The 22407-nt window shown below is 38.4% G+C and carries 21 protein-coding genes and 1 tRNA gene; 2 read left to right on the top strand and 20 right to left on the bottom strand.

Annotated elements, in window-relative coordinates:
- Positions 1-15: 15 nt before the first annotated feature.
- Together DWQ18_01680 and DWQ18_01675 are read right to left on the bottom strand one after the other, a co-directional pair.
- Complete coding sequence (locus DWQ18_01680) at positions 16-975, bottom strand: 2-oxoacid:ferredoxin oxidoreductase subunit beta (GenBank protein ID RDJ33666.1); 960 nt, start codon at positions 973-975, stop codon at positions 16-18.
- Positions 965-2872: a 2-oxoacid:acceptor oxidoreductase subunit alpha gene (locus tag DWQ18_01675; protein ID RDJ33665.1), complete on the bottom strand. Its 1908-nt coding sequence runs from the start codon at positions 2870-2872 to the stop codon at positions 965-967. The genes DWQ18_01680 and DWQ18_01675 overlap by 11 nt, the downstream gene beginning before the upstream one ends.
- Before the next feature lie 238 nt (positions 2873-3110).
- Between DWQ18_01675 and DWQ18_01670 the strand changes: the two genes are divergently transcribed.
- On the top strand, positions 3111-4079 hold the full coding sequence (locus DWQ18_01670) for a D-glycerate dehydrogenase (protein ID RDJ33664.1): 969 nt from the start codon (positions 3111-3113) through the stop codon (positions 4077-4079).
- On the opposite strand, the gene DWQ18_01665 is transcribed toward DWQ18_01670, so the two are convergent.
- The 16 genes from DWQ18_01665 to DWQ18_01590 all read right to left on the bottom strand — a co-directional run bounded on the left by DWQ18_01665 (position 4064) and on the right by DWQ18_01590 (position 20787).
- Positions 4064-4447 (bottom strand): hypothetical protein, encoded by a 384-nt coding sequence (locus DWQ18_01665; GenBank protein ID RDJ33663.1) that lies wholly within the window; start codon positions 4445-4447, stop codon positions 4064-4066. The two genes, DWQ18_01670 and DWQ18_01665, sit on opposite strands and share 16 nt — an antisense overlap.
- 39 nt (positions 4448-4486) lie before the next feature.
- Positions 4487-11155, bottom strand: a complete 6669-nt coding sequence (locus DWQ18_01660; GenBank protein RDJ33662.1) for an HYR domain-containing protein — start codon at positions 11153-11155, stop codon at positions 4487-4489.
- 275 nt (positions 11156-11430) lie between these two features.
- The gene (locus tag DWQ18_01655; GenBank protein ID RDJ33661.1) at positions 11431-11691 is read right to left on the bottom strand and encodes a hypothetical protein; all 261 of its coding nucleotides are present in this window, start codon (positions 11689-11691) and stop codon (positions 11431-11433) included.
- Between the two features lie 26 nt (positions 11692-11717).
- Positions 11718-13013: an FAD-dependent oxidoreductase gene (locus DWQ18_01650; protein RDJ33660.1), complete on the bottom strand. Its 1296-nt coding sequence runs from the start codon at positions 13011-13013 to the stop codon at positions 11718-11720.
- A 42-nt stretch (positions 13014-13055) separates the two neighbouring features.
- Positions 13056-13156 (bottom strand) — tRNA-Ser (locus DWQ18_01645).
- A 58-nt stretch (positions 13157-13214) separates the two neighbouring features.
- Positions 13215-13661: a hypothetical protein gene (locus DWQ18_01640; GenBank protein ID RDJ33659.1), complete on the bottom strand. Its 447-nt coding sequence runs from the start codon at positions 13659-13661 to the stop codon at positions 13215-13217.
- 10 nt (positions 13662-13671) lie between these two features.
- The gene (locus DWQ18_01635; protein RDJ33658.1) at positions 13672-14685 is read right to left on the bottom strand and encodes an RNA-guided pseudouridylation complex pseudouridine synthase subunit Cbf5; all 1014 of its coding nucleotides are present in this window, start codon (positions 14683-14685) and stop codon (positions 13672-13674) included.
- Positions 14682-15242: a cytidylate kinase gene (locus DWQ18_01630; protein RDJ33657.1), complete on the bottom strand. Its 561-nt coding sequence runs from the start codon at positions 15240-15242 to the stop codon at positions 14682-14684. Before DWQ18_01630 ends, DWQ18_01635 begins: the two co-directional genes overlap by 4 nt.
- Complete coding sequence (locus DWQ18_01625; GenBank protein RDJ33656.1) at positions 15239-15859, bottom strand: DUF106 domain-containing protein; 621 nt, start codon at positions 15857-15859, stop codon at positions 15239-15241. The genes DWQ18_01630 and DWQ18_01625 overlap by 4 nt, the downstream gene beginning before the upstream one ends.
- Positions 15860-15861: 2 nt before the next feature.
- The gene (locus DWQ18_01620; GenBank protein RDJ33655.1) at positions 15862-16440 is read right to left on the bottom strand and encodes an adenylate kinase; all 579 of its coding nucleotides are present in this window, start codon (positions 16438-16440) and stop codon (positions 15862-15864) included.
- A complete protein-coding gene (gene secY / locus DWQ18_01615) occupies positions 16427-17857 on the bottom strand; it encodes a preprotein translocase subunit SecY (protein ID RDJ33654.1) in 1431 nt (476 codons plus the stop codon). Before secY ends, DWQ18_01620 begins: the two co-directional genes overlap by 14 nt.
- Positions 17850-18275 carry a 50S ribosomal protein L15 gene (locus DWQ18_01610; GenBank protein RDJ33653.1) on the bottom strand — a complete coding sequence of 142 codons (426 nt, stop codon included), beginning with the start codon at positions 18273-18275 and terminating at the stop codon, positions 17850-17852. The genes secY and DWQ18_01610 overlap by 8 nt, the downstream gene beginning before the upstream one ends.
- Before the next feature lies 1 nt (position 18276).
- The gene (locus DWQ18_01605) at positions 18277-18744 is read right to left on the bottom strand and encodes a 50S ribosomal protein L30 (GenBank protein ID RDJ33652.1); all 468 of its coding nucleotides are present in this window, start codon (positions 18742-18744) and stop codon (positions 18277-18279) included.
- A gap of 6 nt (positions 18745-18750) precedes the next feature.
- Complete coding sequence (locus tag DWQ18_01600) at positions 18751-19407, bottom strand: 30S ribosomal protein S5 (protein ID RDJ33651.1); 657 nt, start codon at positions 19405-19407, stop codon at positions 18751-18753.
- Between the two features lies 1 nt (position 19408).
- Positions 19409-19891, bottom strand: a complete 483-nt coding sequence (locus DWQ18_01595) for a 50S ribosomal protein L18 (GenBank protein ID RDJ33650.1) — start codon at positions 19889-19891, stop codon at positions 19409-19411.
- Positions 19892-19998: 107 nt separating this feature from the next.
- Complete coding sequence (locus tag DWQ18_01590) at positions 19999-20787, bottom strand: hypothetical protein (protein RDJ33649.1); 789 nt, start codon at positions 20785-20787, stop codon at positions 19999-20001.
- A gap of 72 nt (positions 20788-20859) precedes the next feature.
- Here DWQ18_01590 and DWQ18_01585 point away from each other — a divergent pair, with 72 nt between their 5' ends.
- Positions 20860-21147, top strand: coding sequence for a hypothetical protein (locus tag DWQ18_01585; protein RDJ33648.1), 288 nt, complete (start codon positions 20860-20862; stop codon positions 21145-21147).
- Here DWQ18_01585 and argF read toward each other — a convergent pair whose 3' ends face one another.
- Both argF and DWQ18_01575 read right to left on the bottom strand, forming a co-directional pair.
- Positions 21148-22053 carry an ornithine carbamoyltransferase gene (argF, locus tag DWQ18_01580; GenBank protein ID RDJ33647.1) on the bottom strand — a complete coding sequence of 302 codons (906 nt, stop codon included), beginning with the start codon at positions 22051-22053 and terminating at the stop codon, positions 21148-21150.
- Positions 22050-22407 (bottom strand): signal recognition particle-docking protein FtsY (locus DWQ18_01575; GenBank protein RDJ33646.1); only part of this gene is annotated, 358 nt, incomplete at its 5' end. The genes argF and DWQ18_01575, both read right to left, overlap by 4 nt.

The raw sequence follows: 22407 nt of genomic DNA, 5'->3' as shown, positions 1-22407 counted from the left end.
TGGGTAAATGAGACCCTATACCTCTAGGGAATCAAGCAGGTTGGTAACATCAGTAGTTGGCTTGCCATTGCGTGAGATAATCTGATCTGATGGCGGATTTTCAACATAATTTGGAATCTTATCTTCGATTCTACCACTATATGGGGTGATTAACTCGTTTTTGTAAAAAATCCCTATAGGAATTTTATTTCCCCATTCAAGGGATTTTATCAAAGCCTGACTAAGCTTTTCATTTAATTCTGCTTCTGAGGAATAATGAACGACTGGTTCGTATCCAGTATCTTCAAGCTTGTAAATTCTAGAGTGTCGCTCCTGTGCTTCTTTGATGTCTGCTCCAGAATACCAATCCCTTGTATTGATATCATTGTACGTCGGACAGGGTTGAAGAACATCTAAAAATGCTAATCCTTTGTGTTTCACTGCTGCAATGATTAGGTCCTTGAGATGCCTTACATCGTATGAATATCCTCTTGCAACAAAGGTAAAACCACTAGCAACTGCCAGCCCAATTGGATTAACATTGTAATTTGTATTAGGTGTTGGTAATGATTTTGTCTTCTCACCTAGTTTTAGAGTAGGAGATGCTTGTCCTTTTGTTAATCCATAGACACCATTATCAAATATTATGTATGTCATGTCGATGTTTCTTCGTCCAGCTGCAACAAAATGTCCTGCACCAATACCTAGTCCGTCACCGTCACCACCTGCAGCAAGAACAGTCATTCCAGGATTTGCAAGCTTTGCGCCTTGTGCAAATGTAAGTACACGACCATGCAAAGTATGAATCCCGTAAACATTGACAAAGTGCGATGTCTTTCCTGAGCAACCGATTCCAGAAAATAGTGCTGCTTTGTGTCGTGGTATTCCCATCTCGGCAAGTGCCATTTGAATTGCATTTACAATTCCAAAGTCACCACAGCCTGGACACCAGTCATTGTGGACATCTGTCTTGTAATCAGCGAGTTTAAGCGCCATGCATTAAGATCTCCCTTTTTTCTGCAGTTCCATTGATGATTTTTTTAAGTGAATCATATACTTCTGTGCTAGTCATTGCTCTGCCAGTATACTTTAGGATGTAATTATCAGGATCTCTGTGCAAATGTTGAGCAAACAATTTTCCTAGTTGTGCAGTATGGTTTGCCTCAACATCAATAATCTTTTTTGCCTTTTCTAATAGAAAATCAACATAATCAGTTGGGAAAGGATTTAGCAATTTAATCTGGACAAATCCTACATTGATGTTTTCTTGTTTTAGCATGTCAATTGCATCAAGAATAGGTCCTTTAGCTGAGCCCCAGCTTATCACAGTATGCTCATGAACACCAAAGGATACTGCTTGTTCCTCATCAGGTATCTCTTTGAGAATTTTTTCATACTTGTTTAGACGCTTATCCATCATTTTTCTTCTCATAATTGGATCTTCTGTGATGTGGCCATACTCATCGCTCTCATCACCTGTGTTCCAAAAGACACCACCCTCAAGACCAAGTTTTGATCTTGGAGATATTCCATCTGGTGTTAGCTCAAACCTTTTGTAATCATCAGTCTTTATTTCGTTTAGTAACTTTCCGCGATTTATCTCAATTTTTTCTGAATCAAATCGAGGACATGTAATAACAGAACTTGCCAAAAACTTGTCCATCAGATGAATTACAGGAAGCTGGTAAATGTCTGCATAGTTGAAGCATCTTGCAGTATCATAAAAGCTCTCTTCAATATCACCAGATGCATAAACAATTTTGGGAAATTCTCCATGTCCTGCATTAATCGTAAACAAGAGATCATCTTGGCCATGTCTTGTAGGAAGACCTGTGGATGGTCCACTTCTCTGATACGAAGTCACTACTATTGGTACCTCGTTAATTCCAGACCATCCCATCATTTCTGCCATCAGTGAGAATCCAGGACCCGATGTACATGTTGCAGAACGAGTACCAGTCACTGCACCACCTAACGTCATTCCAATTGCACAAATTTCATCTTCACTTTGCACAACAAGAGTAGAGCCTGGTCTGTCACCAGATACTTCAAGCAATTCATTTGATTCTAAATATACACTCTCATCAGATGCCGGTGTAATCGGATAGTATGGTTGGAATCTGCATCCACACACCATCTTTCCAATTGCTGTTCCTTGATAACCTTGAACAAGCATTGTATGTGGTTGTTTAGGGACTTTTGGTAAGGAATAATCAAATCCAGTAAATGTAGTACCTTGATTGTATGCATAGTTTGCAGCCTGAACATTTATCTCTGCAACCTTTGGTTTTTTTGCAAAGATTGATTCAATTGATTCAATAAGATATTGAGTCTCCATCTTGAGGAGCCCCAACGACAAAGACACGCCAATTACATTGTACATTCTAATCAAACCCTTTAGTTTTGGATTCTGTGTTTCTTCAGCAAGTTTTGATAAAATGCTCTTAAAGGAAATCGGATACAGATTTACACCTCGTTCTTTTGCTGTTTCCAAAATTCCTGGAATTGTAAATGGTTTGTTTTTTGATTTTAGGGACTCGTGTAACCTGTTCTTAAATGGGGAATCCAGAGTATGTACATCATCAGTTGTTAATGCATCAAGATCTGAATCATATATGATCGCGCCACCCTTCATTACTTCGTCGGCATGACGAAAAATTGTCTCTGCATCATAAGAGACCATCAAGGTCACATCATTGACATTTGAATGAATTTTTTTGTTGGCAATTCTGACAGTGAAATAGCTGTGCTCACCTTTGATGTTTGAATAAAATTCTCTTTTTCCAAAGACTTGGTATCCTAATTGTGCACAAACTCGTGAGAAAACATTTGCTGCAGATTCTACACCACTACCTTGCGGTCCACCAATTAACCAAGAAATATCAGTAGTCACGAAAAGATTTTCTTTTTATTAGATATTAATAATATGGTTAAAAAAATGAACTAACCGCCTGTTGCTGCATCAAACAATGCACATTCACATTTGTCACGTTCTCCACAAAAAGGGCAAACGCACTGACATTTTTCAATTGAATTGCCGCATTCTACACAGATTGCAAACTCTTCTTTGTCAGAAACCACTAATTTCCATATAGCGGAATCTTATAAATGGTTTAAGGTGAGGTATGTGCATGAGTAAGAACCGTGTGTTTTTAACCAGAAGGCTGCATGAATTTGCCTTAAAGGAATTACGTAAAAGATATTCAATCAAGGTGCATTCAGGTAAAATTCCCATACCAAGGGAAAAACTGATAAAAAAAATTGCCAATGTTGATGGACTGATATGTTTTCCATATGACAAGATTGACAAAGAAGTAATTGATGCTGCAAAAAATTTGCGTGCAATCAGTACGTACAGTGTAGGTTATGATCATATTGATATCAATTATGCCAAAAAAAGAGGAATACGAATAGGATACACTCCAGATGTATTAACTGATGCAACTGCAGACTTGGCAATTGCATTGATGGTAGATCTACTGCGCAGAGTCACAGAAGGAGACAGAATAATTCGCAGAGGAGATTGGAAAGTAATCTATGGGGCATATGACTATGTGGGAGTAGACATTTCAAAAAAGACACTTGGGATTGTTGGTCTTGGGAGAATTGGACGTGTTGTTTCACAAAGAGCTAAAGCATTTGGAATGAATGTCTTGTATTACAATAGAAATAGACTATCAAAATCAGTAGAACAAAAACTAGGAGTAAAATATTCAACGTTAAATTCATTGTTTAGTAAATCAGATGTAGTCTCATTACACGTACCGCATAATCCTCAAACAAATGAGATGGTGAATCTACCGTTATTGAAAAAAATGAAAAAAGAATCCTACATTATTAATACAGCAAGAGGAAAGATAATCAAAGAATCAGATCTTATCTTTGCATTAAAGAAAAAAATTATTGCAGGTGCTGCATTAGATGTATTTACAAATGAGCCAATTGATTCCAAAAATCCATTGTTAAAACTTGAAAACGTTGTACTAGCACCACATATTGGAAGCTCAACTGTAGAGACAAGAGCAAAGATGGCTGAAATTACTGTTGAGAATCTAAATCGTGGAATTGCAGGAAAAAAGCCTATCTACTCTGTAAAGTAAATCATTTCTGTGCCATATTTTTGAGAAAGGGCATCATAGAGTTTTTTTCTGTCTTGCTTTAGATTCATCTTTTCATCATACATCTTTGTAAAAAATACGCCAAGAATTCGTTCACCTTTCTCATCATAGAATCGAACGCTAAAGCTAGTTCTTTCTGGTTTTTCCTCTCTGACAAACTGTGCTGATCTTACCAGTGTATCATTTAGATGCATATGACAAGGCCCATCATTCTCGCCAATTGTAATCCATTGATCTTTCTGTCTAATTCCAAGTGAATTACTTCGAATTTCTGCAGTTGCACCATTGCTTTTTACAACAAAGAGAATATCATCGATTGATAGTAAATCGGACAGAATTTCCTTTAGCATGGAATTAGTTAATGCAGAAATATTTCAGTATTTGTTAGATTAATCGTCTTTGTCCTTCTTGTCTTTCTTCTTGTCGTCATCATCGTCCTTCTTGTCTTTCTTCTTGTCGTCATCATCGTCCTTCTTGTCGTCCTTGTCGTCATCTGATTCTTCTTCTGATTCATCATCAGTTTCAGATTCATCAACATCATGTTTCATGGCTTTTTGGGCATGCTTCCAGGCTTTTTCATAGTGATGAATTCCCTTATCGAATTTTTCGTCCGCTATATCTTCATCTCCTTTTGCTAATTCTTCTAATGCTTTCTCAATTTCTTTATCTGATTTCTTGTCTCCGGCAAATGCCTGTGCATCATCAATTGCATTTAGTGCAAATCCTCTATCAATCTCTACAATAGTATCGATGATATCTTGAATCATTGAAAGGAACTCGGGTGATTCAGAGTCTTTCTTATCATCTGTAACTTTCATCAAACTCTTTACTGCCTTTTCTTCCTCGTGAATAGCCTTGTGTCCATGTTTTGAGGTTAATGTATTCTCGTCAATCCAATTTTTATCATCTAGACTCTTTTCGATTCTTTCAATTGCCTTTTCTAATTCCTTTTTAGTATTCTTTGATTCTGCGTCATTAATTTTATCTTCTAATTCATCAATGAGATTTGATTTTTGGTCTTGCACTGAGACTTCTGTGACAACATCATCTGCTGGGTTAAGCGGATCTGTTCCATTAGTAATTTCATCACCGTCATTTACTCCACCACTATCTGTGTCAGGGTTCAGCGGGTCTGTACTGTGTGTGTTAATTTCTTCATTGTCAGTAAGGCCATCATTATCAGTATCAGTGTTTAATGGATCTGTTGCATGTATGTTTATTTCATCACCATCGGATAACCCATCTCCGTCAGTGTCTGGAGATAAAGGATTTGTATTGTGAGTATTTACCTCATCACCGTCATTTAGTCCATCTCCATCGCTGTCTGGGTTAGTTGGGTCGGTTCCAGCTGCTATTTCTTCTTCATCAGTTAGACCATCGCCATCAGTATCAATTGACTGAACCGTAATTGTAACAGTTGCAGTATCTTCTAGTCCTCCATCATCCTGAATAGCATAGGTGAACGTTTCAGTTCCAAAGAATCCGGATGATGGTGAATACGCTAATGAAGCTCCCGAATTACTAACAATTCCACCATTGTCAGTTGGTCCAACTGTAGTAATCGTTAGTCCTGGAATGTTTTCATCATCATCATTTGCTATTACATCCAGGAGGTTTGCAATGCTATCTTGATCTACTGTAAAGTAATCATCATTTGCAGTAGGTGCTAGGTTTGCAAGTGTCACGGTTACTAGGAATGAATCATTATCAACATTGCCAGTGCTGTCTGTTGCAGAACAATCTACAGTTGTCACTCCTACTGTGAAGGTATCACCTGATGCAGGAGAACAAACTGGAGTAACTGCTCCATCAAAGAGATCAGTTGCAGTTGGAGTAAATGTAACTGGAACTCCTGCAGGATCAGTTGTTTCAACTACAATATCTGCTGGAACTATAAGGAATGGTGCTGTAGTGTCTTGAACAATTACATTAAAGCTGGTAGTTGCTTGGTTTCCAGCATTGTCTTCAGCCGTACATGTTACCAATGTGGTTGTTGGTGTTGGTGGCAAATATGGGAATAAAGTAACTTCAGATGTTGCATCACATGTTACAGGAATTGTTCCATCTTGTGGATCAGTTGCAGTTGGGGCCTCAAAGGTTGTAGTTGCACCACCTGGTCCAGATACTTCCTCGGTTCTATCAGATATCAAAGTTGTAATGATTGGTTCTTCATTATCAATTACAGTTACAGTGAAAGACGCTGATGCAGTATTTCCTGAATTATCCGTTGCATCAAATGAGTTAGTTGTTGTTCCTAGTGGGAACGGCGCACCTGATGGGAGACCCGCAGTTTGTGTTATTGTTGGAGATATACCAGAATTATCAGTAGCCGTTACACTGTATGTTACTACCGCACTTGATTGGCCTGGATCAACATTGACAGTGATGTCAGAGGGTACAATAATGACTGGAGGTTCGTCATCAACAACTGTAACGGTGGTTGTTGCTTGAGAGGTATTTCCGCTTGAATCAGTTGCTGTGAATGTTACTGTTGTAGAACCAATAGGATATTGATTATCCACAGGTCTGTTATCTACAATTGTTGGGACATCACCTGAATTATCAGTAGCTGTTGCATCAGGAAGTAAGAAGGTTGCAAATGCTCCTCCAGCATCGGTGTTTAACGTGACACTAGCAGGAGCAGTAATGATTGGGGGCTCATTATCAATTACAGTTACAGTGAAGGAGTCAGCGGAGCCAACATTTCCTGCAGCATCAGTAGCTTGGAAAGTATTAGTTGTAAGCCCTATTGGGAAAGGACCTGGAGATGCAAGACCATTTAATTGTGTAATTGTTGCAGGTTCATTACTAGTCACTGTGTAAGCAAATGTTGCAGTTGCTAGACCGGCATCTGTGTTAACTGTCACATCTGCAGGAAGTGTCAAGACAGGTGGCGTATTATCTATAGTTACTTGTGAACCGTCAGTTGTCAGAGAGACATCTGGTGAGGTATTGCCTGCAAGGTCTACAATGTCGGAGATAACAAACGGAACTACACCGTCAACATCAGTTCCAGATACTGCCTTACTTGCAGTAAAAGAGACTCCATCACCTGCAGTTGCAGCCGGTGATCCAGAGATTGTAACTGTAGGTGTTAGAATTTGTTCATTTGATGTAAAGCTGAGAGTTATAGTGTCACCAGTTTTTGCAAGTGAAGTGTCAAATGCATTGTCAGATTCTATGTGAATTGGGTCTATTATGGCCGCAGTTGTATCATCAGTAATACCATCAACTGTGATGGAGACTGTTGCAGTGTTAGTCAATATAGGTAATCCGTTATCTTCTACTGTGTAAGTGAAAGTATCAATTACCTGATCTCCATTATTTAGTGACTGTATTGCAGGAGCTAAAGTTGGATCATATGAAAATGAACCATCTGGATTAACATTAATGATAGCGCCTTCAGCAGATACGCCATCAAAGGAGATAACTGTCAGTGGTCCTTCAACATCAGAGTCATTTGTTAGCACTCCCGGTGCTGCAACGTTAAGAATTGTATCCTCATCGGTTGCATTAGAGTCATCAACTGCTGTTGGTGGGAAGTTTACGGAAAGTAATTCAGAGCTTACATCATTACCAGCATCAGGATCAAATGAGTCAGATGCAGTGATAGTTGCAGTGTTGGTTATAGAACCGGCAGAGTTTACAGTCGCAGTGATTTCTAGCTGTTGTCCTTCACCAAATGTCAAGTCAATGCCAGACCATACTCCTGTGATTTCATTGTAAGTGCCTTCAGTTGGTACTGCGGAAACAAATGTCAATTCGGGTGGAAGAAGATCAGTTACTATTATTCCAGTAGCGTCATTTGGTCCAATGAGATTTTGTAATTGTAGAGTAAATGTTACAGTGTCACCAATTAGTGGTGTAGAGTTATCAACGGATTTTATTATTTCAAGATCTGCCGTCTTTACTGTAGATGTAAAGGTCACTATGGCTTCATCGTCTTCATTTACAATTGGCGGAGTTCCATTGTTTGGAGTAGAATCAGAATCATTTTCATCGGAAGCTGTTACCTGAGCATAGTTTGTAATAGAGCCGGCAGAGTTTACAGTCGCAGTGATTACAAGATTTTGGCCTTCAGAGTTTGATAAATCAAGACCACTCCATACTCCAGTGATTTCATCGTAAGTGCCTTCAGTTGGTACAGCAGAGACAAATGTCAATTCGGGTGGAAGAAGATCAGTCACTACTACTCCAGTAGTAGCATCCGGTCCATTGTTGATAATTTGTAGTGTAAATACGATATTCTCATCAACAAATGGTGTCAGATTATCTACGGATTTGAATAGTTCAAGGTCTGCAGTTTGCACTGTTGCAGTCACTGTTGCAGAATCAGAGTCATTTGCAGTATCAGGATCAAATGAGTCAGATGCAGTGATAGTTGCAGTGTTGGTTATAGAACCGGCAGAGTTTACAGTCGCAGTGATTTCTAGCTGTTGTCCTTCACCAAATGTCAAGTCAATGCCAGACCATACTCCTGTGATTTCATTGTAAGTGCCTTCAGTTGGTACTGCGGAAACAAATGTCAATTCGGGTGGAAGAAGATCAGTTACTATTATTCCAGTAGCGTCATTTGGTCCAATGAGATTTTGTAATTGTAGAGTAAATGTTACAGTGTCACCAACAAATGCAGTTGGAGTATCAACTGTTTTGATTATTTCAAGATCAGATGTTGGTATATCATCATTTTGTATTGTTCCGACTCCTTGTGTATCTGCAAATGCAAGATTTTGTGCTGGATTATCAAGATTTAGCAAATTAACAAAGAAGGATTCATCTGGTTCAACGTCTGTATCACCGTTTACTGTAACTGGAATTGTTGCAGTCGTCTCACCAGGATTTATTGTGATTGTTCCAGAGTTAGAGGCATAGTCATTGTTTGCTACTGTTGCTGAATCATCAGCAGTTTCAAATAGAATGTCTATTGGAATTATAGAGGTATCGTTTATTGTAACTGTAAAGATAAAGTCAGAAGATCCCGAATCGCCTTCTAACTGAGATACATCGGTAATTGTTGCAGCGCAGGGATTATTCTGAACAGTTCCTGAACCGGTAATTTCCAGAAGAGAGTTTAGGACAATAGCACCGCAGTGATTAACAAATAACGCATTATTTGTAAATGAACCACCAGAGACAGCATCAATATCAACTAGGTTGAAATTATTAAATGGATCAGTAGATGCTCCTGAATATGTTACAGAGCTAGTAGAATCAATATCGATTATCCCTGTATTATCAAATCGATCATCACCAGAGGAGCCAGAACCAGAATCAATCAACAGAGTACCGCCTTGTCTAACTAGAATACTTCCATCGTTTTGGAAGCTACCAGTATTACCGGTTAGCTGCAGGGTGCCAGCATTTCTAATTGTGTGATCAGCCGGGTGTACCAATGGTTGCGTATCTCCACTGAGAATTATCGATGAGGAGAAACCAGTTGGAATAGTTATTCTGCTGGTTCCAACAGATGGAGTAGTAGTTAGCGTTGCATCATTATCAAAGTCAATTGTTGCGCTTCGTAAATCAATTTGACCGTCGTTGTGTAAGTTATTGGCTATGTTTAGCTGAACGCCTTGAACGGTAAGAACTGCATTTTCATTTATTGTAACATCTTGAAATGTTATTGCACCGATTACTGTCAGGGTAGGTGAAGTGCCAGACATTAATGGGGTACTGTTTTGAAACGTACCACCACTTAGGGTGACATCACCGTCTATGATTTCAAAGGTTCCATTGTCTAAGAATAATTCGTTTCCACCATTACTCCAAGTTATGGTACTGCCTACATCTTGTGTCCTGAGTAATCCATTGTTGGTAAATGTGGGAGAACCAGGAGTTCCATCACCTGGATTGATTATTAGAGTACCGCCTTGTCTAACTAGAATACTTCCATCGTTTTGGAAGCTGCCAGTGCCAGACATTAGCTGCAGGGTGCCAGCATTTCTAATTGTGTGATCAGCCGGGTGTACCAATGGTTGCGTATCTCCACTGAGAATTATCGATGAGGAGAAACCAGTTGGAATAGTTATTCTGCTGGTTCCAACAGATGGAGTAGTAGTTAGCGTTGCATCATTATCAAAGTCAATTGTTGCGCTTCGTAAATCAATTTGACCGTCGTTGTGTAAGTTATTGGCTATGTTTAGCTGAACGCCTTGAACGGTTACTGTGCCAGCATTTTGTAATGTACCTATAGTTGTTCCACCAGTAATTAGAACATTAAATGGACTAGGAATAATTGCAGTATCACCAGAGCCAGGAACAGAACCGACATCCCAAACTGTAGGATCATTCCAATCTCCGGTCTTTATAGCAGTAAATGTTGGAATGCTAACTGCAAACGAAAATGTTGTAGAGTCAACAGGAGTTGTTGTAAAAGCATATCCTGGTGCATATCCAGGATCAAGATCTGCAGATACTAACCACTCATAGTTACCGTCTGGAAGAATGTTAAGTGGTTCAACAGATACTAAACTTAATGAAACAAGTTGAATTGGAACGCCAGGATTTGTAACATCCTCCAGGTTTGGAGTGTACTCTATTGTTCTAGTCTCAGTAGGATTATCCCAGATTAAATCAGGTTTTCCCTCGGTAACTGTTGATGCGTCAGCAGGCGCAGTTAGATTTGGAATGCATAGATTCTCAGTTACAGGAGTAGATGCAGTAATGGTGCCAGAAGAGATTATTTCAGCACCACAGTTGTTGTTAAATGTAGAACCAATTGTTGTGGTTCCAAGGTTCTCAAAAATTCCATTATTATGAATTGTACCTCCAGAGGTAGTAAAAGTGGCTCCGTTAGAAATTCTTAATGTTACTCCAGATGGAACAGTAATTTCATCAATAATTCCACCTTTAAATTTCGGACCAGGTAATGTGTACGATGTATTAATTACACATGCTTGTTGTGTAGGTAACCATTGGATTGAACCTGAATCAAGTTGAAGACAGGTAGAAGAATCTATGATGGTAACTGAATCACCATATGCTACTTGAGAAGATGAAAATCCAAATAAGACAACACTAAAGATTAATGTAAAAAGTAATCCCTTACCAGATATCAATATGAAAGGTAAAATTATACACTATTTAAAATTCGATCCCAAAATTGGAAGTTGAAGATCTAAGAAATTTCTTAGTTTTTGCTTAGATTTTGCTTAGATTTGAAAAACAATAAGAAGGTAGAGTTGCCATAAAGGCAAAACCACCTAACCTTATTAGATAGGACCAGACAAGTTGCCAAAAATACAACTTCCCTGCCACTATATCATAGAATAATTGTAAAGTAAAAGATAGCGAAGAATTGTTTGTGTATTTTTTACACATGAAATTTTCAAAATTACAGCTGAATCAAATCATCAGCATTGCCCTTGATACAGTCAGTACCAACTGGTTTTAGCTCTGAAAAATTAATTGTTCCTTTCGGAATCTTTCCTTCATTTTGTAATATCTGAATTTTTCCAGACACTGCGCCTTTGTGCCTGTTGCATGTGACTCCGACCATGTATTCCCCATCTTCAACCAATACAGATATGACAAACTCTGGGGGATTTAGACAGTTTCGTCCCTCTTCCTTTATGGAGCACTTGTCAGGAAACATGATACCATTTCTGATTTTATATGATATTAAGCTTGGTTGATAATGTCCTCAAATCTCCAAAAGGAGCTCTTTTGTTTTGTAGAGCTCTTCAATAGTCCTTTTTCCTGTAATTGCTTTACAACAAGGGCTGAATATGCAGGAGCGCCAGTAGCACCTGGGGAATTATAATTTACAATATGAAAAGAATTCTTTCCATAAAGTTCCAAGATATCCTTTTCAAATTCTCCTTTCTCAGAAATAATTGGTGTTCGAATACCTGCAGTGCCATGTTCTGTAAAGTATTCTGGTTTTACTTTTGGAATAAACTCCTGAACTCGATGCACCATAGCAGTCTTTGAGATAGAGCTCAAAAACTCCTTTGATATAAGAGTCAAAAAGTCAGGATTTAACAATAATTTTTTGACATTTCCCGAGATGATCTCTTTTACTTTGTCAATTGTCTCTCCGATATCACCTGTATACCCAAGGTATGTCTCAGGTGTTGCAACAGGAACTGCGTTTGGTCCAATCTCAGTTGTTCCATTTGAGCGCTTTATCCAGTGCGGATCCAAGAAAGGAAATTCAGAAAATCTAGCTACAGTGTAGATATTTGTCTGAACAAGATTAGAATAGTTTGAATCAGCAATCCAGTATTCTCCTCGAAAATGCAGATCATCATATTCTGTTGCTAGGCCAAACTTTTTTGCAATATCAAGTGAATTTCCCCCAGCACAGTTAATTGTCAATGTAGCATCAAGAGTTGTTGCATCTGAAAATGTAAGAATGGAATCATTTCCGACTGTTACTGACTCGAGTTTTTTACCAAAAAGAAACTGTGTTCCATTTTTTTCTGATTCCTTTTTGAGCTCCTTTGTAAACAAGCCATAATCAGTGGAAACATCCCTTGAGCAGTATAATCCAGAATAGGCCCTGAGGTTTGGTTCTTTTTTCTCTAGTTCTTTATCATCTAAAAGTTGAGTCTGCTCTTCAGGTATTCCGTTTTTTGCAGACCATTTGAGATATTTCTCAAGAGTGTGGTGTTGGGATTCATTTAACGCAACTTCAATTGTTCCGACTTCATGCCATGGGAGATCTTTTTTCTTTGCCATGGTAGCCCACAAATCATGAGATATCAGTGATGTTAGTGCAGATTTTTTTCGCTTTACAGGATCAAGATAAAACGGAGAATGGACAACGCCGGTATTTCTGCTGCTAGTATGTCTTGCAACATTTTTCTCCTTTTCAATAACGCAAACTCTGATGTCATAAAGTAATGAAATCCAGTAGGATATTGCAGTGCCAAGTATGCCTCCTCCGATAATAGCAACATCAAATTTTTCCAATGGTATGAGAGTAACTTACAAGCAATTAATTGATTTTGAAAATGGCGCCGGGAGGGAGATTTGAACTCCCGTTCCCTTGCGAGAACGCGCTTTATGGTTATCAATTTCCAGGCGCGCGCCCTACCAGGCTAGGCGACCCCGGCACTGTCATTGAGACAGATTATTTCATTATATAATAGGTTGGCAAGGATTTGATTTGCACTATTTGTGGATATGAACAGTTATTGATTTTGAAATTTTGTTTTGTTCGGAATCTCTGCCTTCTGATATAATTTTGTACAAGCCCTCAAGTGCTGCATCTCCATCGTTTTTTATCTGATCCCAAGTGATGGTCACCTCGTCTTTGGGTTCTAATGTAGATACCACTTGTGCAGCAGTTGGAGAGTACAGTTCAATGGTATCTAGTTGTGTGATTTTTAATCCATATGATGCATCAGAAAATGTAATTGGCACAGTGCCAGAATTTACAATCCTAATCTTAATGTCTTCGCCTTTTTTAAAATCAGTCTTTTCTGTTACTATTGACAATGAAGGACCATCAACAAAGACTAGTTGATTTTCATTTTTTAATTCTGCAAAGAATAAGCCAAATACTACTGCAGCAAAGACTCCTACACTTGTTGCAATGACTAGTCCTTTTGGAAGCAAGTAAAAAATTCTATTCTGATTCAGTTTTTATTTGTTGGTTAGGCTTTGAGTGCCATCTCTTTGGATACGTACCTGGAGCCATAATGATTCGTTTTGTCTGAAACGCATATCCCTTTGTTCCATCTTTGATTTCGTGTGCACTGTATAATGATTCAGCCAAGGCAACTGCTTCTCCTTTGAGTGTATACACCCCAACAAAGTCACCCTTTTTTAGATCAGGGGATACCTGCAAGATTCCAGGAATTGCAAGTTGTGCTCCATGACACAGTGCATCAACTGCGGAATCACGAATAACTACTGATTTAATTTCACTTAGTGCATCCTCAATTGGCCTGATCATCTTGATTAGCTTTGAATCATCCTTTTTTTCTTCCCATAATGCAAATGCGTTAGCAAGCTCATGTAGTGTAATCAATCCTGATTCTTCTGTAAACTGATCAACTCTAGTTCTTCGAAGCTCAATCATTGATGCGCCTGGACCTAAAATTTCTCCAATGTCGTAAAATAATTTTCGAATATAAGTTCCAGCCTCGCACAGTACACGTACTAGAATTAATCTCTCTTTTTGCTCAAGCAAGTCTAGCTCATAGATGTGCCTTGTTCTTGTTCTTCTCAATACAGATGAACGTTGTGGAGGTTTTTGAAAAATTTCTCCCCTAAACATTGATAGAATATCATTTAGCTTGTCCTTTGATGGTAACGAGTGGAGTCGTCCCAATGCATGATACTCCTTTGGTCCAAACAACAAAACACCCAGTGCTTTTGTTGCCTCACCTAATCCAAGTGGCAATACTCCGGACACCATAGGGTCTAGTGTTCCACTATGCCCAATCTTTGGAATCTTTAGAATTCTTTTAGTCCATGCGACTGTTTCGTGACTAGTGGGACCTGGTGGTTTGTCTAAGAGTATCAGTCCATAATTGAGTAACTGCTCTATTGAACGCTTGTCATAGTATGTACCGTATTCATTATCAGTTAGGTCTTGATCAATCTCTAGTAAATTTTCTAGTTGTTTTAGTGTCATAGTAACTCACGTACAGTTGATTTTGCAATCTCTATTACTTGTTGCGCATTTAGATTATCAGTGTTAATCACAGTATCAAATACCGAGGTATCAGAACCAAAGTCAAAATCATATAGTTTTTTGTAGAGAATTTTGTTTTTATCGTATCTTTTCCGAGTCACTTCAAAAGCCTCCTTTCTTTCCATGTTGTCTCTGTTTTGCATTCTTTTTGCACTGTTCTCATGAGAACCTGCAAGCCAGATTTTGATTCCATCATCAACAAGCCAAGGCAGAGTATAGCTTGTTATCACCTTACCGCCTTCATAGAATAGTTTCTTTAAGCGCTCATCTACTTTTTTATCAAAATCATAGTTTTGTTCCCTTTGTGATAGGAACTTCATTCCTTCTGGCCTGTCCCACCAATCATCACCATCTGCAACAAATCCTTGCTCCTTTGCAATCTCCTTTAGAACATCACCACCGCTAAGATATTTCAGATCAAACTCTTGTGAAAGGGCTAAAGCAACTGTAGTTTTACCAACTGCTGGAGGACCAGAGATGATAACAGATTTGGTCAATCGAGACCCATCGATGTTTTAGTAACTTTCATGATTATGCCACTAAACGCAATAGATGACAAAAAGTACCAAGCCCAAAAGTAAATCGCGTTTTCTTTAGGACATACATGTTCAGAGTCAACTGCTTGAGCTGCAGTGCATGTTAGTTGGAAAAAGTCACCTGGAATCACATTGAGTGGAATTGGCGATAGTGCAACAGTGTAGGAGAATAATGGAGGCAATACAAAGTAAAATATCAAAATTAATGGGACAAATGTAATCATCATTGGTCGCATGTTCATCTGCATCATCTCCATGTTCATCTTGTTCATGTATGCAGATTTTTTGTTAAGCTCTGCTTGTTTTGCAGTATCTTTTGCCCTAAATGCAGCCATTCGTTCTTTTTGCCAAGCACGTGTCTCTTTCATGATTCGTTTTAGTTTTACTTGGTCTACCAATTTTTTGCGTACTCCAGCATTAAAGAGATTAAGCAATAATGCAAATCCCAAAATTCCAAACATTGATGGGATTATTCCTTTTACAATTGGATCTGCGCTGCCTAATGGGCCCTGATGAATTCCAAAGAGATCACCTTGTAGAAAGATTGATTCAAGAAATAGCAGTATGTTAAATTCCATTTTTACAGACCTATTGCATTAATTACGGTTTCAGCAGCTTCTTCAATCTTTCCCTCACGGTTTAACACGGTCATCATCGGTGAGCCAGATAAAACACTACATGCAGATACCATGGATTCCTGCACAGAAAGTTCCTTTTTAATTGCATCAATTGAAATTATATCCCGATTTCTGGTATCATCCTTCATTCTTCTGTTGTAAATTTCCTCAGGTCTTGCTGATACTGTGATAAAATTTGATGGCTTGATAATCTTCATCACATAATCAGGCAGTCCGGGATAAAATCCAGCTGGAGTGACAATAAACGCATGAGTATCAATAATGACCAAATCTTCATGCATTGCTGCAATCTTTTCGCCAGCAATTCTTTGGAGTTTTTGTTGTTCTTCAGTAGTTAGTTTTCTCAAATCATCTCTGTCTTTGCATCCATTCTTCTTGGCTTCTTCTAGCATAACAGTTCCAAAGCTAACAACTTTGACGCTCTTGTTTTTTCCATTAAGAATTTCTACTATCTTTGATACCAAAGTAGTCTTGCCGACACCAGGAATGCCAACCATTACGACTTTTTTACTTTCTACCAAGCAACGCACCAAGCCGTGGCATTACAACTTCGACCTGTTCCTTTACAAGTTGATTATAGTAGTTGATCAGAATATCTACCATCAGTAAGATTCCAATTCCAGAACCAAATACGCCAAGAACATCAGAGATTCCAGCCAATGCTCCAAGTATCATTGAACCAATAATTGTTACAGAAGGAATGTATCGATTAAGTAGTGCCTCAACGGGTTTATTTGATCTTCTAAATCCAGGTACCTGTACATCTGCATCTAGCAAGTTTTGAGCAGCACTCTTTGGAGACAGACCACCAAGCTCTACCCATAATCTTCCAAATACTACAACAATTCCAATCATAAACAAGACATAGCCTACGGCTCTCATAGGATCAAGTGCTGCAACATCTAGTCCTCTTGGTGGTGTAACATAGTATAGTATTCCTCCGATTGGAGTAGACGGACTGGTAGGATCAAATTGCGCTAAAATATTCATAAAGAAATTATTATTCCGCGGATTAAAGTTGGCCCAAAACATCTGACCAATAAAGACCGCGTTTGCTGTAAGTGCAGATGCTAAAATTACAGGAATGTTTGATACGTACATTAGTTTGATTGGGTACACTGCTGAGAATCCCCTGTACTTTGTAGACACGATTGGAATCTCTACCTTCATGCCCTGTGTGTATACAAGGATTAACAGCACCGCTGCCGTCAAGAGTATTCCAAATATGCTAGGAAGCTGATTTGACCGGAAAAATACGTTTGACAAGTCACCAAACATTATTGATTGTCCAATGTATGGAAGAATTCCTACCGTTCCTCCATCACCAGCAGGCAATGGGCTAAAGAGGCTCCATAGAATTTGTTGAGCAACACCTGCCATAATGAATAGACTAATTCCACTACCAAGACCCCATCCCTTTTGAATCAGCTCATCAAGAAACATGATGATTACTGACGCAGCCATCAGTTGTCCTACTATAATATACAGTACACTAGGATCAGAAATTCCTGGGCCATATACGGCCATTCCATATACCGCAGACTCTACGACGATTACAATGTATGTTACAATCTTTGTTGCAGTCTGAAATACACCACGTTCTTCAGGCTTTTTGAAATCAAATTTGAGAATTTCAGAACCCCTCAAGAGCTGCATCAATAGTCCGGCTGTGACTATCGGCCCTATTCCAAGCTCAACTAATGTTCCCTGTTGGGATGCAAAAATAACTCTTGCAAATGCAAGAAAATCAAATTCTGGAGTCGTTGCTCCAAACAATGGGGTTTGTCCCATTATCATGTAAATTAAAAGTGCAAGACCACACCAAAGGAGTCTTGTTGGTAAAGGTAGTTTCTTTTTTGGTTTTGGTACTTGGGGCAGATACGGTTCTGCAACCATTACCATTTTTCGTATAAACGCAGTAGCTGAACCCTCAGCCATTATCTGCTAACACCTCGCCTCCTGCTTGTTTGACTTTCTCTTCAGCAGATGCAGTAAAACGATTTATCTTGACAGTGTAAGCAGATGTAATCTTACCTCCGCCTAGTAGCTTGTCAAATCCATTTCCTTGTAGATCTATTACTTTTTTCTCCCCTTCTTGTTTTCCATATCTTGTAAATAGATCATCGAGATCACGGACGCTAGCCCATTTTCTTGTTATAGTTGGGTGAGGTGGAACAGTAGAATCATGACCAAAGTGATCTGGGTCTGTCTTGAGCATTCCGCTGTAATGATGTTTGAGTTGTCCTGAGACACCTAGTCCTCCTTTGTGTCCACTTGCACGGTGTTGTCCGACTTGACCCCAACCGTGGTTTCTAGAGCCTCTAAATTTTCTAGTCTTTCGTAAGCGAGTAGCCATGTTACATCATATTCCTCACAATTGTAGCAAGTTCGTTGTTTTGTCCCAAAACTCCTTTTTGGCCAGACATGCGCTTTGTACTTTTCTTAAATCCATGTCTTGGTGGTGCCAAGGCAAACCAAGGTTTTAGGGGTTTTAGTTTAGTTAATGATGTCTTGCCTTCAGCCAAAGATGTTGCAAGCTCATCAATTGATTTGAAGCCAATCTCTCCCAAGTCCTCAGATGTTATCTTTTTGTAGCCGGACTTTCTAGCTTTTTTGTCTAGCAACTCCTTAGCTAAGCCTGTATCAACTTCTTGCCAAGAAACATAATGCTTTACTTTGTTTAACATACCCAAGGTATTTTCTTTAGCTGGAATGATAGTAGCGCGGTATCTCTTTTCTAATTTGAGTAGTTTGAGTGTGTGCTCTGCCCAATATGGAACATCGACTTGACCTTTGATTCTAACAACAAGATATGCTTTTGCCATTTCTCATCATCCGTGACTGAATGTTTGTCTTAGACATTCAAGTAGTGCTTTAGAAGTGGAGTTCATTGTTGTAGTGGAACCATATGCTGTGGTCCATGCATCTTTGAGTCCTGCCAATTCTAATAGTCGTTTAATTTTACCACCTGCAACAAGACCTAGTCCACGTGGTGCAGGTAAAATTTCAATTGTAACACTTCCACCTTTTCCTCTTACTTTGAATGGAACAGAATGTTTTTGATCACATCTGCATTCCCAACTACCACATCCCAATTTGATTGGACTGACATTAAGATATGCTTGGTTGTTTGCTTTTTCAATTGCAATTCTCATCTGTTTTGATTTTCCTTGACCAACACCTAGCCAACCGTTTCCGTTTCCTGCTGCAACAATTGCTTTGAATCTTGTTGATTGGCCGTTTGATGTCATCTTTTGAATAATTCCAACATCTACGACTTCGGTTTTCAAATCTGGAAGTAATTTTTTGATAATACCAGCTTCTTGAATTCTATCACCGCTTTCAATTATTTCTTCTAGTGAAGTGATTTGTCCTGATGCAACTTTTTGTCCAAGTATGGTCTTTGGTACCCAAACCTCTTCTTCTTCTCGTGGACGTCTTCTACGTTCACCGCGGTCTGAATCTTTTTTCTCTTGAATTTGACTCATCTTATTTTACCTCAGAATCTATTTGTGATTTGAATTGATTAACGTCATTTTTTACAGTAAGGTGTTGTCCTGTGATTCTCTCCTCTGGTGGAAATGATTCAGGATCAGCTGGGATTTCCAAACCAGCATCAACTACTCCTTTGAGTACTGCTGCCATTCTTTGAGTATAACGTCTAGTACCGGTGTAAAGTATTGCAGACTTGGAACCTTTTCCTACTGCTTTTTTTCCTGCAAGATATCCAGTTAGATATGCTGCTGGAATGTTTTTGCGTGAGCCTTTCCAGCCTTTTTTTAATAGATAATGTGAATGTGCTGATGCAATGACCTTATCACCAGTCATCTCTGGCGTGTGAATTTGGACTTGGGTATTCTCATTAGTAATCTGAACAGTGATGAAAGGACGCTTTCCCATCAACATGGTTTTACGCTTTCGGTAGTTAGTCTTCTCTTCCCGTAGTCTTCTCAATATTTGCGAATAGGCCATCTATAAGGCAAAAACTTGAATCTGCTCTTATAAACGTAAAGTGATACGGCTTCGTAGGTTTTTATCGTGTGCGATGTTTTTTCACGGATCAAGGCAAGATTGTAACTCTATCTTTGGATTTTATTTTTTTGACCAAAAATTCGCACTTGATCATACACTCCAAACGCAATCAAAACGTAGCTAAAATAAAATAAAATCTCAATTGGGTGTCCCGTATAGTATGTGTCATCCATCTGCGAATACATGAAGATTGTATCAGCAATAAACAGAGACAAAATCCCAAAGCATACCATTGTCCACATGAAATTGACCCTACCAGAGAAGAACAGAGAGATGCCCAAGATCGCAGGAACTATCAGAATCGAATCCAAGATTGGATACAGAATTGCATAAAATGTATCAAGAGAGTTTAGGTAAATTGAAGAGTCAATTGTTTGGTATAACCCAAAGAACAGGATTACTGCTGAAATAGAGATTGCAATTGACAAAGAACGTTTTGTGATTCCTTTTCGGACTGGCGAGATGTATGCCAACATAAACACAAAAAGAAATGGGTATCCAAGTGAATAGAACACATCAGCTAGAGATGGAAAAGGATCAACCTGTAATACAAGCTCGTAAAAAATCCACACTACTTCAGCAACTAGCCATAATAATGATGCAATAAGTAAAGAGATCCATGCTATTCCATGCATTCCATCATGGCCTAATTTTATCAGAGTAAATGCACTAACTGTGACTAGAAGTAATACTACTGGAACATAAACAATGTTTCCAACAAGTATGGCAGTGTACATGTCAAGAAAATTTGCAATCGTGTTTATCGATACAAGTAGTGCAAGTAATGCAGCTAGTAACCACTGAGATTGAAAAGTTTCAAGATTAGTTTTTTGCAATCGGCTTGTAATACGATTCTACATTATTAAAATGTGAGATATGTTTAAAGCAGTTACATAATAATTTGATATATGGAAAACCACACCGTAAAAAGAGCCCTCGTAGCAGTCATTATTGAAAGAACGTTAAATGAATTTGGAAAAGCAGAGTATAAAGAAGTTGAAAACAGATTGGAGTCAGAATATGGGATTTATTTTACGGATTGTTTAGAGAATCCAGAATATTTCAAAAGAATAATTCAGGACATTTACGGAAATGCACACAAACAAATTCTTGAAAAAATAAATGATTACCTGGGTGATCTCAGAGAACAAAAAGATTATTCTGATTTTATTAAAATTTTAGAACATACAAACTAATTATTTTATCAAAGAAATTAAAAGTGCTTTTTGAGAATGCAGACGATTTTCTGCTTCTTGCCAAACAACTGATTGAGGACCATCAATTACTGATTCGGTAACTTCTACGCCTCGCTTTGCTGGCAGGCAATGCATAAAGATTGCATCCTTCTTTGCTTTTTTCATCAAGGAAGAATTGACCTGATATTTTGGTAGGAATTTTTTAACGCGTTTTTTATCTAAATTATGAATTGAAGTAAAGGTATCAGTCATTACTACATCTGCATTAATCACAGCATCATCAGGATTAGTTGTTAATTCAACTTGAGTTTTACTTTTTGATTTTTTTACCACTGCAGAATCAGGTTGGAACTCTTTTGGTGTTGCAACAGAGATGTTAATTCCACTTAGCGCACATCCATAAAGGAGTGAATTGCATACGTTATTGCCATCTCCAATCCAAGCAATCTTTAATCCAGAAAGTTTCTTTTTCTTTTCTTTGATTGTCATAAGATCAGCCAATATCTGACATGGATGAAATGAGTTTGATAATCCATTAATCACTGGAACTGTGGCATTTTTTGCAAGATCTTCCAGTAGGTCATCCTCAAAGACTCGAGCCATTATAGCATCAACATATGCAGAGAGGGTTTTTGCAGTATCCTGTACAGATTCACCCCGAGAAATTTGCATGTCATTTGGTGACAGATTCAACGTATTTCCACCCAACTGAAACATTCCTACCTCAAAGCTTACTCGTGTACGAGTGGAAGGTTTTTGGAATATCATTGCAAGTGTTTTGTTTTGTAGTGGTTTTGCTTTGTTGTTTTTTTGTTTTTTTAATTTTATTGCAAGATCAATAATTTGTGAAAGCTCTTTGCTTGATAATTCATCCAGTGTGAGAAAATCTTTTGTTTTTAATTTCATTTCTTAAATCTACCAAATAGAGAACGTTTCTTTTTAGATTTATCTGCATCGTCTTGTTTCTTTGGTTCCTCACCAGGTTTTGGTCTTCCATCTTCAATCCATTTACGAATCTTTGAGGAAAGCTCTTTTGCTTGAGCATCACTCTCAGGGGGAGGTTCATCATACATGTCTGCATACTTGTTGATATCCTTAGTATCAATTCCTTCGAAGGGATCATCACTCTCTAATTCTGGTTTTGGTTCTGGTTTTGGTTCTGGTTTTGGTTCTGGTTTTGGTTCTGGTTTTGGTTCTGGTTTTGGTTCTGGTTTTGGTTCTGGTTTTGGTTCTGGTTTTGGTTCTGGTTTTGGTTCTGGT

The organism is Thermoproteota archaeon, from assembly GCA_003352285.1.
In the GTDB taxonomy this organism is placed as follows: domain Archaea; phylum Thermoproteota; class Nitrososphaeria; order Nitrososphaerales; family Nitrosopumilaceae; genus PXYB01.
Note: the sequence above shows the minus strand (reverse complement) of the source record. Positions and strands in the feature narration are given on the sequence as shown.

Bases quoted from the DNA above. Each gene is read 5' to 3' on its own strand.
- DWQ18_01680 (RDJ33666.1), bottom strand. From the start codon at position 975: ATGGCGCTTAAACTCGCTGATTACAAGACAGATGTCCACAATGACTGG.
- DWQ18_01670 (RDJ33664.1), top strand. From the start codon at position 3,111: ATGAGTAAGAACCGTGTGTTTTTAACCAGAAGGCTGCATGAATTTGCC.
- DWQ18_01665 (RDJ33663.1), bottom strand. From the start codon at position 4,447: ATGCTAAAGGAAATTCTGTCCGATTTACTATCAATCGATGATATTCTC.
- DWQ18_01655 (RDJ33661.1), bottom strand. From the start codon at position 11,691: ATGTTTCCTGACAAGTGCTCCATAAAGGAAGAGGGACGAAACTGTCTA.
- DWQ18_01635 (RDJ33658.1), bottom strand. From the start codon at position 14,685: ATGACACTAAAACAACTAGAAAATTTACTAGAGATTGATCAAGACCTA.
- DWQ18_01625 (RDJ33656.1), bottom strand. From the start codon at position 15,859: ATGGAATTTAACATACTGCTATTTCTTGAATCAATCTTTCTACAAGGT.
- secY (RDJ33654.1), bottom strand. From the start codon at position 17,857: ATGGCTGAGGGTTCAGCTACTGCGTTTATACGAAAAATGGTAATGGTT.
- DWQ18_01610 (RDJ33653.1), bottom strand. From the start codon at position 18,275: ATGGCTACTCGCTTACGAAAGACTAGAAAATTTAGAGGCTCTAGAAAC.
- DWQ18_01605 (RDJ33652.1), bottom strand. From the start codon at position 18,744: ATGGCAAAAGCATATCTTGTTGTTAGAATCAAAGGTCAAGTCGATGTT.
- DWQ18_01600 (RDJ33651.1), bottom strand. From the start codon at position 19,407: ATGAGTCAAATTCAAGAGAAAAAAGATTCAGACCGCGGTGAACGTAGA.
- DWQ18_01595 (RDJ33650.1), bottom strand. From the start codon at position 19,891: ATGGCCTATTCGCAAATATTGAGAAGACTACGGGAAGAGAAGACTAAC.
- DWQ18_01585 (RDJ33648.1), top strand. From the start codon at position 20,860: ATGGAAAACCACACCGTAAAAAGAGCCCTCGTAGCAGTCATTATTGAA.
- argF (RDJ33647.1), bottom strand. From the start codon at position 22,053: ATGAAATTAAAAACAAAAGATTTTCTCACACTGGATGAATTATCAAGC.